The organism is Micromonospora sp. NRRL B-16802, from assembly GCF_001279555.1.
Lineage (GTDB): Bacteria > Actinomycetota > Actinomycetes > Mycobacteriales > Micromonosporaceae > Micromonospora > Micromonospora profundi.
This window is the reverse complement of sequence record NZ_LGEB01000097.1, coordinates 36,781-53,569: the sequence shown is the minus strand read 5'-3', so window position 1 is coordinate 53,569 and position 16,789 is coordinate 36,781. Positions and strand designations below refer to the sequence as shown.

Genomic DNA, 16,789 nt, shown 5'->3' with positions numbered 1-16,789 from the left:
CGTGGCCGTGGCAACAGCGGGCCGGGCGGAATCGTCGATCCCCGGACGGGCCGTGCCGGCGCCGCCGATAATTCCGGAGACACGGGAGGCCGCATGACCACCGGAGAGACCGCGGCGCAGGCACGCGGGCCCGGCACCTGACCGCAACGGTCAGACCAGGTGTCGACCGGCCCACTCGGCGAGGTCCCGGGCGCACGCGTCCACCGCCTCCTGCCAGGTACGGGCCGCACCCTCCCCCGCCTCGTCGCTCACCTGTTTGACGAGCCGGCACGGCACACCGGCCTGCGCCGCGGCCCACGCGACCGCGTACCCCTCCATGTCGACCAGGTCGGCACGCTGCGCCAATCTGTCCCGGGCGGCGTCGTCGGCAACGAACGTGTCGCCGGTGGCCAGCACCGCGCCCTCGGTCGCCAACGCCAGCGGCGCCCCGTAGGTCTCGCCGGTGAGCGCGAGCAGCAGGGTCGTGTCCAGGTCGTGCTGGAGCACTGTGGCGATCTCGTGGATGCCGGCCAGGCCGGGGCGCAGCGCCCCGGCCGTGCCCAGGTTGAGCAGCAGGCTCGGGCGCGGCCCGACGGCCAGCACCGTCGCGACAGCGCTGGCGGCGTTCACCTTGCCGATCCCGGTGAGCAGCACCGGCAGGTCGGGCGGCAGGTAGCGGGCCTCCTCCCCGACAGCGAGCACCACCAGTGGACGATCGGCCCGGACCGTACCTCGAAGATTCACCGGAGCATCGTACGGCCGCCGCCGCAGGGGCAGCCGGTCGCCTCGGGGCGCGAACCGGCCGGCGTACAGGCAACGTCCAGCTTCGTCGCATCCCGCGTCCAGCCGGCTGGGGCAGGCTGGCGCAGCGGACCACCGCGACGTACGACCTTGACGGTCCGGTCCGCCGACGAAAGAGGTGACGAGGTGTACGACGGGCAGGAGTTCCTCCGCGACAAGCGCTGGTGCCTGAGCAGGCGGGCGCTGCTGACCGGTGCCGGAGCGATCGGCGCGGCCGGAGTGCTGAGCGCCTGCGGCACCGGCGACGAATCCTCCCCTCAGCCGGCTGCCGAACCTGGCGCGGTGCTCGCCAGCACCGGCGACGTGCCGGTCGGCGGTGGCACGCTCGTCGGCGGGGTGCTCGTCGTGCAGCCCGAGGCCGGCACCTTCACTGCGTACGACGCGACCTGCCCGCACCAGGGCGTACGCGTCGGCGCTCCCCGCGACGGGGTGATCACCTGCCCCGCGCACAACTCGACGTTCGCCGTCGGCGACGGCGCCCGCCTCGGTGGCCCGGCCACCACGGGCCTCACCGAAATTCCCATCCGGGTCGACGGCACGAACATCGTCCGCGGTTGACTGTTGTGGGGCGACGCGGTCAGCCGTCGATGAAGCGGTACAGCACGAAGTCCTTGTCGGCGCCGCAGGCGATCAGCCGGGTATTCCAGGAGCAGGACGCGCTGCGGACGTCCCGCAGCTCCCCCAACTCGTCGAACTCGCCCGACCCGGCCCACACGCCGGCGACGCTGCGGTTGTCCGCCACCGTGCTCGGCGCCTCGGCGAACACCAGCAGGTTGCCGGCGTCCAGCCGGGCTGCCACGCCGGGGCGGTCGCGCAGCGCCAGCGGCTTGCCGGCGGCGTCGTAGAGGGTGACGGTCGGCTTCGGATACTCCCGCTGGGTGAGCATGTGCTCGCCCAAAGGCACCAGAGCTGTGGTGCCGGGCGCCGACCAGCGGACCGCTGTCTCGCCCTCGGTGGCCGCCACCACCTCGGTGCGCTCGGCGTCGCCGCTCTGCACCTGCACCAGGCACGCCCGCCGTTCGCCGCAGGCCACCAGCCCTTTCGGCCGGTGCTGGTCGTTGTCGGCCCGGTAGAGGACCACCGGGGCGGCGTCGGAGCCCAGGTCGTACGCAAGCAGTTGGAACCCACCCTCGTTGCCGGCCACGTAGAGCCGGTCCTCGTGCGCCACCACCAGGTCGTCGAGGTCGGCGACGTTGCCCCACTCGCGCAGCACAGCGCCGGTTGCCACGTCGAGCAGCCGCGCAGAGCGGTCCGCGCCGATCTGCACGAGCCGCCGCCCCTTGCCCGCCCACGGGTCGCGGGGCGTACCGTCGAGGAACGCCGGCCCGCTCGCGGCCTTGTCGCTGCCCACCGGCCGGACGGCGGTGCGGAACCCGCCGCTCTGGTCCCGGGGGCTCGGCGTGTTCCACTTCTCGGTGCCGTCGCCCATACGCAGACCGACCAGCTGACCGGCGGTGCGGTCCACAAGCACAGCGATGTCGCCGGAGAGGTGGACGTCGTCGTCGCCTCGAATCGACCGCTGCCAGCGCTGCGCGCCCGAGCTGCCGTCGAGGACCGCCACCGCACCAGGGGTGCTACCCGAGCCGTCGGCGAGAACCGCTACCGCCCCCGGGACGGCGACCAACCCTGTCCACCTGTCGGCGGTGAGGTTCGTCGGTTTGCGCCACAGCTGGTCGCCTGTGCCGGCGTCGACCGCGACCACCTCCAGCCGGTTGTCCGGCAGCGGGTAGCCGAGGTAGGCGCGGTCGTCGAGCACCGCCGTCCACATTCCGCGCGGCCGCTCGGCGCCGGCCTGGTGCCTCGCCAGCTCACGCAGCGACCCGAACTCCAGGTCCGGGTAGCGGTCCCGGGTCAGGTAGAGGGTCGCCGCGGTGACCACGCCGGCCAGGGCGAGCACCGCGCCGAGCGCCACCCAGCGCACCCGACGCCAGGACGACCGGGGGGTCGAGGGAGGCGGCGGCGTTCCGGCGTTCCCACCGACAAGGGTCCGGGGCAGGCCCGCCGGCCCGGGCACTGTCGGCCCCGCGTGCGGCGGCCACCCCGGCGGCCCGGTCTGTGACGGCACGGTGTGCGCCGTGGACCCGGGCGATGACGGCACGGTCGGCGCGGTGGGCGCGGGCGACGACGGCATGGTCGACGCGGGCGACGACGGCACCGGCGGCGGGCCGATCGGTGGCGGCACGGGAGATACCGGCGGGGCGACGGGTGCTCCCGCGTACGCCGGCGTCGGCAACTGTCGACGCAGCGGCAGATCCGTCAGCGCGCCCTCGGCCACCGGTAGCTCCGGCTGGTCCAGCACCGTCGGCGCCACTCCCAACTCGGCGTGCAGCATGCGGGCCACCAGCGGGATCCGCGACGAGCCGCCGACGAGGAACAGCCCGGCGAGTTGGTCGGGGCTGAGCCCGGCGGCGGCGATGACCTCCCGGGCACGGTCCACCGCGCGTCGCAGCAGCGGCGCGGCCGCCCGCTCGACGTCCGCCCGGGTCAGCTGCACCGCCTCGGGCACCCCAGGTACCGCGACCGGCGCCACTGGGGACCGCGACAACGTCTCCTTCGCGCCGCGGACCTCGTCCCACAGTCGGACCTGGTCACGGCGCTGCGCCGGGTCCGACGGCCCGACCAGCCGGGCCCACTGCGCGGCGTGCCGCTCGCCGAGCAGCTCACCGACCCGCCGCATCAGCGCCGCGTCGAGATCCAGGCCACCGAGGTCGGGCAGGCCGCCGTCGGCCACCACGCTGAACCCCGAGTCGCCCCACGGGTCGGCGCCCTCGTTGCGCAGCACCGCCACGTCGAGTGTCCCGCCACCGAAGTCGAACACCGCGATGGCGCCGCCGACCGGCACCGGCCGGTGCAGCACCTGCGTGTAGTAGCGAGCGGCGGCCACCGGCTCACGCAGCAGCCGCGTGCCCGGAGGCGTCGGCCCGGCGAGGGTGTGCTCGGCGGCTGGCGGCCAGCCGGCCTGCAACAGCGCGTCGGCGAGGACCTGCCGCCGCGTCGCGTCCCAGGCCGCCGGGAAGGTGAGCACCGCCGGAGGCAGGAAGCCCACCGTGTTGACGGCGGCCCGCCCGACGGCAGCCAGCACCGCGGCGAGCAGGTCGGTCGGGCGGTACGAGCGGTCACCGAGCACCACCGCCGGCTCGTCCACCCGGCGCTTCGGGTTCGGCTCGAACCGGGCCGGGTCGGCCTGCGCCAACCGTCGGGCGTCCCAGCCGGCGTGCAGGGTGCCGTCCGGGTCGGCGTACACGCCGGACGGGCTGACCGGCTGCCCGTCCATCAGCAGTGGCCGGGTCCGCCCGTCCGGCCAGCGCAGCACCGCGACCGTGTTGGAGGTGCCGAGGTCGACGCCGAGGGCGAAACCGTCGTGCTGGCCTGCCATCTGCCCGATACCTCCGCCGCGACGAGGAAACCCAGCCCCGCATGGTACGCAGCCGACGCAGGTGCGCTGATCACACGGTGCGCAGCGCGCATTTGTCGACCGCACACGGCCCTGGTCCCGCGATTGAGGGTGATGACTCTGAGGCATCAATATGCCTCAGAGTCATCAGGCTTCCAGCGAGGCTGCCCCGGGCCGGGCGGCTCGCAGTGGTCTCGGAACTGTTCGACGCCGTCGGGTTGGGCGCCCCGATGCGGTCAGCCGTCGGTGTCGGCGCAGCGGTCGGAGAGGGCGTAGCGCAGCAGCACCACGTCGCCGATCTGGCGGGTCTCGGCCAGCCGGGCGCGACGGCCCGGGTGCCAGGGGAAACGTCCCTCACCGACGAACCGGGGCGCCCGGCCGTCACCGACGAAGAACGGGGCGACCACCAGGTGCAGCTCGTCGGCGAGGCCGGCGGTGAGGAACTGGGCGTGCACAGTCCCGCCGCCCTCCACCATCAGCCGCCGTACGCCCCTGTCGGCAAGGTCGGCAAGGACCCAGGCCGGGTCGACCGGCTCATTTGCGTCCACCACTGTCGCCAGCCGGCCGAGGCGTTCCCGCGCCTTCTCCACCGCGCCGGTGGCGCAGTAGACGAGCCGGGCCGAATCGCCTGCGGTGAAGAACCGGGAGGTCGGGTCGAGGTCCCCCCGGGCGGTCAGCGTCACCTTCGTCGGCGAGGCGGGCCGGCCACACGCCACGCGCTCGGCGCGACGTGCCGCGGAGCGCACCAGCAGGCGGGGATCGTCGCGGCGGACCGTGGCGGCGCCGACCAGGATCGCGTCACAGGAGGCACGGACGGCGTCGACACGGTCCAGGTCGTCGTCGTTGGACAGCATGAGCCGCTGTTCGGAGGCGTCGTCGATGTAGCCGTCGATGGAGGTGGCGCAGCTCAGCAGCACGTACGGCCGCGGTGGCGCCGGCCGGCAGCTCACCGGGAGACGGGCCGGTCAGGGGTCAGGACCGCCTCGGACCCGGCTGCTTCCGCCGCCTCGATCTCGGCCGCCTTCGCCGCCTTCGCCGCCAGGTATTCGGCGTTTGCCGGGGACAGGAAAACGCTCGTGGGGACACGCTCGGTGACCGCCACGCCCAGCCGGGTCAACTGCTCGGCCTTGTCGGGGTTGTTGCTGAGCAGCCGGACGCGCGGTACACCGAGGGTGGCGAGCATCTGCGCGGCCGCGCTGTAGTCACGTTCGTCCTCGCCACGGCCGAGCGCGACGTTCGCCTGGTAGGTGTCCAACCCGGCGTCCTGAAGGGCGTACGCGTCGAGCTTGGCGTACAGGCCGATACCCCGGCCCTCCTGACGCATGTACAGCAGGAACCCGCCGGTCTCGGCGATCCGCTGCACCGCCTCGCGCAACTGCGGCCCGCAGTCGCAGCGCTGGCTGCCGAACACGTCGCCGGTCAGGCACTCGCTGTGCGGGCGGACCAGCGGCGGCTCACCACCGGCGGCGAGCCGGTCCAGCGCGCCGGCCCAGTCACCGACGCCGAGGGCGAGATGTTCCCGGCCGTCGACCAGGCCCTTGAACGAGAACACGCGGACCGTCGTGGCGTAGCCGTCAGGGAACGCCAGAGGCACCGTGACCTGGGTACGGATCGTGGCGACCGGCAGTGCTTCGGGCATGGGACTCCTTTGTCCGGCGTCACCGTCACGCGGCGACGGGTACCGTCTCACCACCTGTTCAACAGCCGTCACTGGTGACGACTTCCCGTGCGGTGGTGGGCTTGCGGGCACGGCGGGCAAGCAGAACGGCGGCGCCGGGCAGGCTGGCCACCAGGACGAGGGCACCGTAGACGGTGGCGGTCGCGACGCCCTCGGCGGCGCTGAGACCTGCCGCGCCGAACACCCAGGCAGCCACCCCCTCGCGCGGGCCGAAACCGGCGACGTTCAGCGGCAGACCCATGGCGAGCAGGGCCAGCAGGGTCAGCGGCAGCAGCCGTGACAGGGAGGCGTCCGAGCCGGCGGTACGTGCCGCCACCAGGAACGTCGCCAGGTGGCCGGCGACCATGACGGCGGAGGCGACAAGCACACCGAGCCAGGTCCGCCGGGACAGGAGCCCGGACCGCACGTCAGCGACGGCAGTGCGCAAACCCCGTGCCCACCGCGAGCCGCCGGTCCGGGGCAGGACCCGAGCCAGCAGCACGGCGGCCAACCCGGCGGTCAGCAACACCGCGGCGGCGACCGGCAGGTACTGCCGCACCGGCGAGGGGAACGCCGCAAGCACCACGAGCGCGACGCCCACAAGCACCACCTGGCCGGCGGCACGTTCCCAGACCACAGCGCGGATGCCCCGGCTCACGTCGCCGGCGTCGCGCCCATGGCGCACCGCGCGGTGGACGTCGCCGAGCACACCGCCGGGCAGCGTCGCGTTGAGGAACACCGCCCGGTAGCAGTGCGCGACAGCGGTCGCCAGCGGCAGCCGCACACCGAGGCCACCCGCGACGAGACTCCACCGCCATGCCGCGCAGACCGTCGTGAGGACGCCGATGAGCAGTGCCGCGGTCAGCGCCGGCGCGTCGATCAGCCGCACCCCGGCCAGGAACGGACCGCCGCCCACCTGCCACAGCAGGACAGCGAGCAGACCCACCCCGCCGACCACTCGTGCCCAGGCCCACACCATCGGCGCCGGTCCTTCCTGAAGATCGTCCACTTGCCCTAGTGCACGTACCCAGGGTGTCGACGGTTCATCCGCCCGCGAGGAGATCACAGTGCTCGACCAGCACGTCGAGCCTGCCGGCGGCCGCGTCGGCCAGCCGGCGTTGGGCGTACGCCTGCGTCGGGCCGACCAGGTCGGGGCGCTGCTCGCAGGCGGCGCCCAGCCAGCCGCGGAACCATTCGGCGGTCAGGTCGGCCTGCTCCGGGCCGAGCCGCCACGGGCTGGGCCGCTCCCGCACGGTCACGCCCCGCCTGGTGAACGCGGCGACCGTGGCCACGGCGGCGTCCGGGCCGAGCAGCCGCCGGCCGTCGACGGTACGCCGCTGGTGCTCGTTGAACGCGTCCTGGACGACGGTGTCCAGCGGGTCGGTCGGTGTCAACCGAACCAGCCCGGTCACCGAGACCGCGAACAGGGTCGGACGGCCGACGCAGGCGTCCACCACCCGGTCGACCTCGTCTGCGGTCAGCATGTCCAGCAGCGCGGACGCGGTGATCAACGCGGCGTCGGTCAGGTCGGCGGTGGTGAGCCGGGTGAGGTCGCCGCAGCGGGTGTCCACTGTGACCGGTGCGCCGTCGGCGGCGCTCACCCCGACCATGCCCTCGGCGGCGCGGGCCAGCAGGTCCGGGTCGCGGTCGTGCAGGATCCAGTGCTGCGGGCCTGGCAGTCGGGCGGCCAGCCAGCGGCTCATCGAGCCGGTGCCGCTGCCCAGGTCGTGGATGAGCGTCGGGGTGCCGCCGGTCAGCCGGGGCCGGACGGCGTCCACCAGGTCCTCGGCGCGGGCTGCCGCGTCGGCCGGCTCGCGCAGGCGCAGCCAGTCGGCGAACGGCAGGGTCTCGGCGGTCACTCCGCCACCTCCTCGAGCACTGCGGCCAGGCGCGCTGTGGTCACCGGCCAGTCGGAAAGGGTGTCGCGCCGGGCGAGCGCGGCGTGCCGCAGCCGGGCACGCAGCGGTCCGTCGTCCAGCCACCGCGTCAGCGCGCCGGTCAGCGCGACCGGATCGTCCGGCGGCACCAGCATTCCGGGCCGGGTGCCGTCGGGGGCGTGACCGAGCGCCTCCGGCAGGCCACCGACGTCGGTGCCGAGCACCGGCAGGCCGCGCGCCAGCGCCTCGGTGACGACCATGCCGTACGTCTCCCCGCGCGACGGCAGCACCAACAGGTCTGCGGCGGCGTACGCGGCGTCCAGCGCCACCGGGGTCAGCGGACCGGCCAGCCGGACCCGGTCGTCGAGGTCGGCCGCCGCGAGCCGCTCCCGCAGCAGGCGGACCAGGTCAGGCTCCCGGGTCAGCGTGCCGGCACAGACAAGTGTCCAGCGTCGTCCGGCGATCGTGGTCAGGGCGTCGACAAGCACGTCGTGCCCCTTGTGGTGGGTGACGGCCGCCACGCAGAGCAGCCGGTCCCCGCTCGGCGAGCCGGTCGCCACCGGCGCGGGTGTCACCCCCGGCGGGGCGACACGGACCCGGTCGGCGGGCAGGCGGTGACGGGTCAGCAGCCGGCGCCGGGTCCACTCGCTTGTGGTGACCACCGCGCGGGCGGTGGCCAGCGCGCGGGCCTCGGCCTCGTCGTCAAGCGGCATGTGCACAAGGACGACAAGGCGCAGTCGTCGGGTGTGCGGGGCGAGCAGGTCCGGCACTGTCGAGGCGATCAGACCGTCGAGCAGCACCACTGCGTCGTCCGGCGTATCGACGAGCAGCCGGGTCAGCGCCGTACGGGCTCCCGGGTCGGGATTCGGCCACTCCCCCGGCACCGGGTGCTCGCGCACCGACCAGCCGTGCTCGTCGAGCCCCGCGCAGATCCGCCTGTCGTAGGAGTTGCCACCACTGGGCGTGGCCGGGTCGTCGATGTCGCCGGGCAGCACGACGTGCACCACCCGGCGGCGCTCATCCAGGGCTGGTGCGGAGTCGGCGGCGGGCCGGTCGTGCGACGCCGCCCGGCCCGCACCGATCACAGTGACCGCTCGTAGCTGGCCCAGGCGACGTGTGACTCGTGCAGGGTGACGGTGATGCCGGCCAGCGCACGTGCCCCTTCCCCCAGCGCGCCTGCGTGCACCCGCTCGGCCAGCCGGTCGGCGACGGTACGCGCCAGCACCTCCGTGGTGGTGTTCACCCCGGCGAACGCGGGCTCGTCGTCGAGGTTACGGTAGGACAGCTCACCGACCACCTCCCGCAACAGCTCGGTGGCCAGGCCGATGTCGACCACGATGCCGTCGGCGTCCAGGTCGGGCCGGCGGAACGTCGCGTCCACCACGAACGTCGCGCCGTGCAGGCGCTGGGCCGGGCCGAACACCTCGCCCCGGAAACTGTGGGCGATCATCATGTGATCCCGAACGGTAACGCTGAACACTGTCACTCCCCGTCGTCGTAGGTGATGAGATGGCACAGCGCGGGCAACTCGCCAGTGCTCAGGCGGGCGAGCACGTCGGGCAGCTCCGCGAACCGGGACGCGCCGGTGATCAGCGCGTCGAAGGCAGGGTCGTCGAGCAGGTCCAGGGCCAGGGCCAGCCGGTCGGCGTAGCTGCGGCGACCCCGCCGCGCGGGTGCCACCATGCCGACCTGGCTGCTGCGTACGGTAAGCCGTCCGGAGTGGAACGCCCCGCCCAGCGACACCTGCACCGGGCGGTCCCCGTACCAGCTCAGCTCGATCACAGTGCCCTCTGGGGCGAGCAGGTCAAGCGAGCGTTGCAGCCCGGCGGCGGTGGCGCTGGCGTGCACCACCAGGTCCCGGTCACCGGCCGCGTCGTCCGGCCTGGCGAACCCGACGCCGAGCGCCCCGGCCACCCCGGCCCGCCGGGCGTCGGTGTCGACGAGTTCGACGTGCACCCCGGGGAACCGGGCCAGCAGCGCCGCGACGCAGCAGCCCACCATGCCCGCGCCGATCACCGTGACCCGGTCGCCTACCAGCGGCGCGGCGTCCCACAGCGCGTTCACAGCGGTCTCCACGGTGCCGGCGAGCACCGCGCGGGCCGGCGGGACGTCATCCGGCACCGGCACCACTGCGCTGGCCGGCACGACGTACGCGCTCTGGTGCGGGTGCAGGCAGAAGACGGTACGCCCGAGCAGCTCCGGCGGGCCCTGCTCGACAACGCCCACGTTGAGATAGCCGTACTTCACCGGGCCGGGGAAGTCGCCCTCCTGGAACGGGGCGCGCATCGAGGCGTACTGGTCGGGGGGCACCCGGCCGGCGAAGACAAGCGTCTCGGTGCCCCGGCTGACGCCGGAGTAACGGGCCCGTACCAGCACCTCGTCGGGGCCCGGTTCGGGCAGCGACAGCGGCCGGATCTCCGCCACGCCGGGCTCGCGCACCCAGCAGGCGTACGCCTCGCGGATCACCGTCGCGCACCTCACCTTCGCTCTGGACCGAACCGAACGGCCGTGTTTTCCGTGTTCCCTGTCGGGGTCGTCGATCATAAACACGGAGGTACGGTGCCCACAGTTCGAAGCGGTCCGGTGATCGGGCTCACCGCCCAACTGGTCGTGCTCGCAGCACTCGCCGCCACAGTGGGTCTGACCGGGGCCGGTTGGCTGGCCGGGTTGGGCTACGCGGCGGTCACCTGTCTCGCCCTGAGCCGGGGTCTGCGCCGGTCCGGCGCGTCAGGTCTCGGCCCGGCCGACCGGGTGACGCTGACCCGGGCCGTCCTGGTCGGCGCCGTCACCGCGCTGGTGGTGGACTCGTTCGACCGGCCCACGCCGGTGGGGCTGCTGGTCACTGTGACGGCGGTGGCCCTGCTGCTGGACGCGGTGGACGGCCAGGTCGCGCGGCGCACCGGCACGGTGAGCGCGTTGGGTGCGCGCTTCGACATGGAGGTCGACGCGTTCCTCATCCTGGTGCTCAGCGTGTACGTCGCCCCGGCCGCCGGTAGTTGGGTGTTGGCCATCGGCCTGATGCGGTACGTGTTTGTCGCGGCGAGCGCGGTGCTGCCCTGGCTGGGTGGGTCGCTGCCACCGCGCCTCTGGCGCAAGGTGGTGGCCGCCGCGCAGGGGGTGCTGTTGGCGGTCGCCGCCGCGGAGGTGCTGCCGCGGTCGTGGACCACGCTTGTGCTGGTGGCGGCGCTGGCGCTGCTGATCGAGTCGTTCGGCAGGGACGTGGCCTGGCTGTGGCGACGCCGCCCGACGTCCCGACGTCAGCCGGCGGCACGTCCCCGGGTCGCTGTGGCGCCGGCTCCCGCGCCGGCCGCGCGGCTGGTCACCGGTCGGGCCGGGGCCACGCCGCTGGCCCGTGCGCCCGGTCACACTCCGGTGGCGCTGCCGCTGACCGACGGGCAGACGCCTGTCATCGTGCCGCCGCTGCTGCCCGTACCCGCGATGGCCACCCTCTCGGGCGCCACGGTCCCCGCACACTGGACGCGATGATGCGCCTTCCCGACCGGCTGCGCCGGCTGACCGTCCCGCAGCGTCCGCGCCCCGCGCGCACCGGCGACGACTCCCCGCGTACCCCAGAAGTGCCGGCCGGGTCCGACGGCCGTCGCGGCCGGACGCGGCGGGCGCTCGGCGCGGCGGTCGCGGTTCTGCTTGTGTACGGCGTGCTTGTCGGCCCGGACCGGCTCAGTGAGCTGACTCCCGGCGCGTTCGTCCGCATCCCGCTGGAGGGGCTGCTCCTCGCCGCGCTTCTGCTGGCGCTGCCGACGCGGCCCCGGCGGGCGGTGGTGGCCGTGGTCGGGCCGGTGCTCGGCCTGCTGGCCGTCGTGAAGCTGGCCGATCTGGGCTTCCGCACGGCCCTCGACCGGCCGTTCGACCTGGTGCTGGACTGGCTGCTGCTCGATGACGCGTTCGGTTTCGTCAGGGACTCGGCCGGCCGGGCCGGCGCCCTCGGCGCGGCGGTCGGCGTCGTGCTGGTGATCGTCGTGCTGGTGCTTGTGGTGACAGTGGCGCTGCGGCGGTTCGCGGCGCTGCTGGCGGGTCACGAGCGGGCGGCGACGCGGGTGGTGGCGGCCTTCACCGTCGCATGGGTGGCGTGCGCCGTGGTCGAGGTGCGGATCGTGCCCGGCGTGCCGGTGGCCGACGCCGGGGCCACCGCGCTCGTCGGCGCGCACGCCCGCCAGGTGGACGACCGGCTGCGCGACAGTGGGCGGTTCACCGCGAAGATCGGCAGCGACCCGTTCCGGGATGTCCCGGGTGAGCAGTTGCTGACCGGGCTGCGCGGCAAGGACGTCGTCCTCGCGTTCGTGGAGAGCTACGGTCGTGACGCGGTGGAGAACCCGGAGTTGGCGCCGCAGGTCAACGCGGTCCTGGACGCCGGGACCGAGGCGCTACGCGCGGCCGGGTACGGCAGCCGCAGCGGCTTCCTCACCTCCCCCACGTTCGGCGGCGGCAGCTGGTTGGCGCACGACACACTGCTGTCCGGGCTGTGGACGGACAACGAGCAGCGGCACCGCGCCCTGCTGGCCAGTGACCGGCTGACCCTCAACGGCGCGTTCCGCAGGGCTGGCTGGCAGACCGTCGGGGTGCTGCCGGCAGCCACCCAGCCGTGGCCGGAGCAGGGCTTCTTCTCCTACGATCGCTACTTCGACGCCGAGGCGCTCGGCTACCGGGGCCCGAATTTCAGTTACGCCCCGATGCCCGACCAGTACACGCTGTCGTTCTTCCAGCGGCAGGTCCGGGCGGCGGCGGACCGCCCGATCATGGCGCAGATCCCGCTGATCTCCAGCCACTCGCCGTGGACGGCGGTGCCTCAGATGATCGGCTGGGACCAGGTGGGCGACGGCTCCGTCTACCACAATGACGCCGCCGCGGCCGACGACGGCGAGACCGACGACCGGGACACCGGGCGGGCTCGCGCCGGCTACCGGCAGGCGATCGCCTACTCGCTTCAGACGCTGATCTCCTACGTGCAGACGTACGGGGACGACGACTTGGTGCTTGTGTTTCTCGGTGACCACCAGCCCTCCCCGGTGGTCACCGGCGAGGGCGCGAGCCGGGACGTGCCGATCACCATCGTCGCCCGGGATCGGGCCGTGCTGGACCGGGTGGCGGGCTGGGAGTGGCAGGACGGGTTACGGCCCGGCCCGCAGGCTCCGGTGTGGCCGATGGACACCTTCCGCGACCGTTTCCTGACCACGTTCGGGACCTCGCCGCCGCCGCTCGCCGCGCCGCGCTGACCTGGGCCGGACGCCGGCAGGACTGTCGATGTGTCGCGGGTGCCTCCTCCCCCGCGCGGGCACGGTGTCACAGAAGGCGGCGGACCGGTGTCTTATCGGAGACGTCCCGATCGAGGAGACAGGAGCCGCGCGTGACCAGCACGTCGGATGGGCAGTGTCCGGACCCGGCCGTCGAGGCGTTCGTCGACCACCGCAACCTGCTCTTCACTGTGGCGTACGAGATGCTCGGCTCGGCCGCCGACGCCGAGGACGTCCTCCAGGAGACGTGGCTGCGGTGGGCGGACGTCGACCTTTCCACTGTGCGGGACCGGCGCGCCTACCTCGTCCGGATCACCACGCGTCAGTCGCTCAACCGGCTGCGGACCCTCGGCCGGCGCCGGGAGTCCTACGTCGGCTCGTGGCTTCCCGAGCCACTGCTGACAGCGCCCGACGTCGCCGAGGACGTCGAGTTGGCCGAGAGCGTCTCGATGGCGATGCTGCTGGTGCTGGAGACGCTCGGCCCCACCGAGCGGGCCGTGTTCCTCCTGCGCACGGTGTTCGACCTGGCCTATGACGAGATCGCCGAAGCCGTCGACAGGAGTCCGGCGGCGGTCCGTCAGATCGCGCACCGGGCGCAGGCACATGTCGCGGCGCGTCGGCCGCGCGGGATCGTTTCCCGGGCCGAGGCCCGACAGGCGGTCGAGGCGTTCCGCCGGGCGGTCGAGACCGGTGACCTGCAGGGGCTGCTCGACATCCTCGCACCGGACGTCGTGCTGATCGGCGACGGTGGTGGGATCCGGCAGGCGATCCCGCGGCCGATCACCGGAGCCGTCAAGGTGGCCCGCCTGCTGACCGCGAGGCCGGACCTGGTCGCCGACCTGTCGGCGGAGCCGGTCGAGGCCAACGGCTATCCGGCGTTGGTTCTGCGACTCGACGGCGAGATCGACGCGGTCGTCGCGCTGCGCATCGACGACGGGCTCATCACCGAGCTGTACGCCGTGCGCAATCCGGAGAAGCTCTCGCACATGCGGCAGGAGACCGCCCTGCGCCGCTGACCGACGGACCAGCCCGCTCCTGACATTTGTCTCAAACTTGCCAAAGATAGACAAATGCCTCGTTAGGCTCCCCTAGCGCAACTAATACGGGGGTCAGGATGAGGATGTCGTGGCATGGTAGCCGCGGGTCGCGGATGGCGGCGCTTGTCGCCGTGGGTGGCCTGCTGGCAGTCAGCGGCCCGCCGGTGCCGGCAGTTGCCGCACCGCGACCGGTCAATCAGGCGGCGGTCGCCGCGGCCATCGGGCCGCTCGATCCGGTCGCCGAGGCGCTCAGCTTCGGGGTGATGACCGAGGGCAACGCGAACCTGGGCAGCGGCGAGAACGAAGGCACCCTTGCCGCCGGTGGTGACCTCACCTTCGGCAACTACCAGGTGGCCGCCGCCACCGCCGGATCATTCGTCGTCCCGGGAGACGCCAACCCGAGCGCCCTCGTCGTGGGGGGTCGGGTCAACTTCGCCGGCAGCATCCCCGGCACGCGCCTCCAGGTGCTCAACAACGGGTACGCCAAGGTCGGCGACCTCACCGGCGCGTTCGTCCGCAACATCGACAACAACGGCGCCCAGGTCAACACCCGGATCCTGCCGGCGGACAACTACGACGCCTCGCCCCGGGTCGAGCTGGTCACCCGGCAACCCGTCGACAGCGTCGGGCCGACGTCACCAATCAATTTCACCGAGGCGTTCGCCGCCTTCCGGGCCACCTCCAGCGGGCTGGCCACCTGCAACAACACAGTGGTGCTACGTACGCCCGAGGGCGAGGTGCTGCCCAGACCGATCCCGCCGGGCAGCAACGCCGTGGTGACGCTGACGCCGGGCGTGACGAACGTGCTCGACCTGACCGCTACCGACCTCGCCAACATCGCGGTCCTGACCTTCGCCGACGCGCCCACAGCGGCAACGCCGCTGCTGGTGAACGTGGACACCAGCGGGGTCGGCGACACCTTCGAATGGACCGCGCCGAACTTCGCCGGGATCGGTGGACCGCAGGCACCGTACATCCTGTTCAACTTCCCGACCGCCACCGCGCTCACCCTCACCCCGGAGGCGGCCACCGTGGAAGGAACGATCTACGCGCCCAACGCCACGTTCACCAAACTCTCGGCCACAAACGCCGAGGGCACCATCATCACGCGCACGCTGGACCACCGCGGCGGCGAGATCCACTACTTCCCGTTCAGCACCACCCTCTCCTGCCAGGGAGCCGCCCCGGCCGACATCGCCCTGATCAAGTCGACGACCACGACGACGATCACCACAGTCGGCCAGCAGGTGCCGTACACGTTCCTGGTCATCAACACCGGCGGCGTCCCGCTCACCGGCGTCACGATCACCGACGTGCAGACCCCACCGTCGTCGAACGACAACCTCGGCCCGATCACCTGCGCCGCCACCACGCTCGCGCCCGGAGCGCAGACCGAGTGCACGGCCACCTACACCGTCACCCAGGCAGACCTGGACAACGGCAGCGTCACCGACACGGCCACCGCGCAGGGCACCCCACCAACCGGTCCCCCGGTCGTCTCCGAACCGGACACCGAGACGATCCCTGTCGAAGGGCTGACCGCCGACATCTCGGTGGTGAAGTCGACCACCACCACGTCCATCACGTCGGTCGGCCAGGAGGTTCCGTACACCTTCCTGGTGGTCAACACCGGCAGCGTCACGCTCCGGAACGTCACAGTCAACGACACAGTGCTGCCGCCGTCCGAGCGTGGTGTGCTCGGACCGATCACCTGCGGGCCGCAGAACGTCCCGAACGGCACTGTGGTGCTGGCACCGGGTGAGTCCGTCCAGTGCCGGGCGACCTACACGGTGACCGAGGAGGACTTCGCCGGTTCGTCGCTGCGCGACGTCGCCACCGTCACCGGCACACCGCCGTCCGGCCCGTCGCCGGTCTCGCCGCCGTCGCCGCTGGACATCCCGATTCCGCACCCGGCCATCGCCATCGACAAGTCGGTGACGCCCACAGTGGTGTCCGCCGCAGGTGACGTGGTCACGTACCGGTTCGTCGTCAGCAACACCGGCACCACCACACTCAACTCGGTGACGATCGAGGAGACCGCCTTCTCCGGCACCGGTACGCGCGGGACGATCACCTGCGGCACTCCGCCGGTGGCAAACGGCAGCGTCACCCTCGCGCCTGGCGAGAGCGTCACCTGCACGTCGCGCTACACGGTCACCGCGGCCGACGTCGAAGCCGGACGCATCACCAACACGGCGGTCGCGGTCGGTACGCCGCCGACCACCCCCGGCCAGGAACCGCCAGGCCCGGTCCGCTCCGAGCCGGACTCGTCAGAGGTGACGGCCAGGCCGGGCGCCGCGGGGATCACGGTGGTCAAGTCCAGCACCACCCACGTGATCACCCGACCTGGCCAAGAGGTGCCGTTCCAGTTCGTGGTCACCAACACCGGGCAGGTGACGCTTACCGACGTGACGGTCACCGACACCCCGACCCCGCCAGCGTCGTCGGCAAACCTCGGCGCGATCACCTGCGGTCCGGACCGGACGCCCAACGGATCCGTCACGCTGGCCGCAGGTGCGGTCGTGACCTGCACGGCGACCTACACGGTCAGCAAGGCCGACATCCGCAACGGCTCGGTACGCAACACAGCGACGGCCACCGGCACACCGCCGCAGGGGCCGGCGCCGGTGTCGCCCGAGTCGACAATCAGCATCCGGGTGAAGGGAATGCTCCCGGTGACCGGTGAGTCCCTTCCGGTCAACTGGATGGGTGCCGGCGTGCTGGCCGTACTGCTGGGGGCCGCGCTGCTGCTGGTGGCCCGGCAACGCAGGATCCGCGCGTAGCGCGAGGTGATC

At 73.0% G+C, this 16,789-nt stretch carries 14 protein-coding genes; 5 read left to right on the top strand and 9 right to left on the bottom strand.

Annotated elements, in window-relative coordinates:
- Positions 1–150: 150 nt before the first annotated feature.
- Entirely contained in the window at positions 151–723 is a 573-nt protein-coding gene (locus ADK66_RS25720; protein ID WP_082377668.1) for a nucleosidase, read from the bottom strand.
- Between the two features lie 147 nt (positions 724–870).
- Between ADK66_RS25720 and ADK66_RS31040 the strand changes: the two genes are divergently transcribed.
- The gene (locus ADK66_RS31040) at positions 871–1,338 is read left to right on the top strand and encodes a Rieske (2Fe-2S) protein (RefSeq protein WP_231640193.1); all 468 of its coding nucleotides are present in this window, start codon (positions 871–873) and stop codon (positions 1,336–1,338) included.
- 19 nt (positions 1,339–1,357) lie between these two features.
- Here the strand turns inward: ADK66_RS31040 and ADK66_RS25710 are convergent, their stop codons facing one another.
- The 8 genes from ADK66_RS25710 to ADK66_RS25675 all read right to left on the bottom strand — a co-directional run bounded on the left by ADK66_RS25710 (position 1,358) and on the right by ADK66_RS25675 (position 10,174).
- Positions 1,358–4,156: an Hsp70 family protein gene (locus ADK66_RS25710; RefSeq protein WP_053659682.1), complete on the bottom strand. Its 2,799-nt coding sequence runs from the start codon at positions 4,154–4,156 to the stop codon at positions 1,358–1,360.
- 254 nt (positions 4,157–4,410) lie between these two features.
- Entirely contained in the window at positions 4,411–5,124 is a 714-nt protein-coding gene (locus tag ADK66_RS25705) for a dihydrofolate reductase family protein (protein WP_053659679.1), read from the bottom strand.
- Entirely contained in the window at positions 5,121–5,813 is a 693-nt protein-coding gene (ribA, locus tag ADK66_RS25700; protein ID WP_053659677.1) for a GTP cyclohydrolase II, read from the bottom strand. The genes ADK66_RS25705 and ribA overlap by 4 nt, the downstream gene beginning before the upstream one ends.
- A 58-nt stretch (positions 5,814–5,871) precedes the next feature.
- The gene (locus ADK66_RS25695) at positions 5,872–6,810 is read right to left on the bottom strand and encodes a lysylphosphatidylglycerol synthase transmembrane domain-containing protein (protein WP_053659674.1); all 939 of its coding nucleotides are present in this window, start codon (positions 6,808–6,810) and stop codon (positions 5,872–5,874) included.
- A 64-nt stretch (positions 6,811–6,874) separates the two neighbouring features.
- Positions 6,875–7,690, bottom strand: coding sequence for a class I SAM-dependent methyltransferase (locus tag ADK66_RS25690; protein WP_053659672.1), 816 nt, complete (start codon positions 7,688–7,690; stop codon positions 6,875–6,877).
- Positions 7,687–8,733: a glycosyltransferase family 4 protein gene (locus ADK66_RS25685; protein ID WP_053660045.1), complete on the bottom strand. Its 1,047-nt coding sequence runs from the start codon at positions 8,731–8,733 to the stop codon at positions 7,687–7,689. Before ADK66_RS25685 ends, ADK66_RS25690 begins: the two co-directional genes overlap by 4 nt.
- 56 nt (positions 8,734–8,789) lie before the next feature.
- The gene (locus ADK66_RS25680; RefSeq protein WP_053659670.1) at positions 8,790–9,188 is read right to left on the bottom strand and encodes a 6-carboxytetrahydropterin synthase; all 399 of its coding nucleotides are present in this window, start codon (positions 9,186–9,188) and stop codon (positions 8,790–8,792) included.
- A gap of 2 nt (positions 9,189–9,190) precedes the next feature.
- Entirely contained in the window at positions 9,191–10,174 is a 984-nt protein-coding gene (locus tag ADK66_RS25675) for a zinc-binding alcohol dehydrogenase (RefSeq protein ID WP_053659668.1), read from the bottom strand.
- Between the two features lie 93 nt (positions 10,175–10,267).
- Here ADK66_RS25675 and ADK66_RS25670 point away from each other — a divergent pair, with 93 nt between their 5' ends.
- The 4 genes from ADK66_RS25670 (at position 10,268) to ADK66_RS32785 (ending at position 16,777) form a co-directional block, all read left to right on the top strand.
- Positions 10,268–11,194 (top strand): CDP-alcohol phosphatidyltransferase family protein, encoded by a 927-nt coding sequence (locus ADK66_RS25670; protein ID WP_082377667.1) that lies wholly within the window; start codon positions 10,268–10,270, stop codon positions 11,192–11,194.
- On the top strand, positions 11,194–12,939 hold the full coding sequence (locus ADK66_RS25665; RefSeq protein ID WP_053659667.1) for a sulfatase-like hydrolase/transferase: 1,746 nt from the start codon (positions 11,194–11,196) through the stop codon (positions 12,937–12,939). The genes ADK66_RS25670 and ADK66_RS25665 overlap by 1 nt, the downstream gene beginning before the upstream one ends.
- Before the next feature lie 131 nt (positions 12,940–13,070).
- Positions 13,071–13,973 (top strand): RNA polymerase sigma-70 factor, encoded by a 903-nt coding sequence (locus tag ADK66_RS25660; RefSeq protein WP_053659665.1) that lies wholly within the window; start codon positions 13,071–13,073, stop codon positions 13,971–13,973.
- 104 nt (positions 13,974–14,077) lie between these two features.
- Entirely contained in the window at positions 14,078–16,777 is a 2,700-nt protein-coding gene (locus ADK66_RS32785) for a collagen-binding domain-containing protein (RefSeq protein WP_157552922.1), read from the top strand.
- The last annotated feature ends 12 nt before the right edge of the window (positions 16,778–16,789 follow it).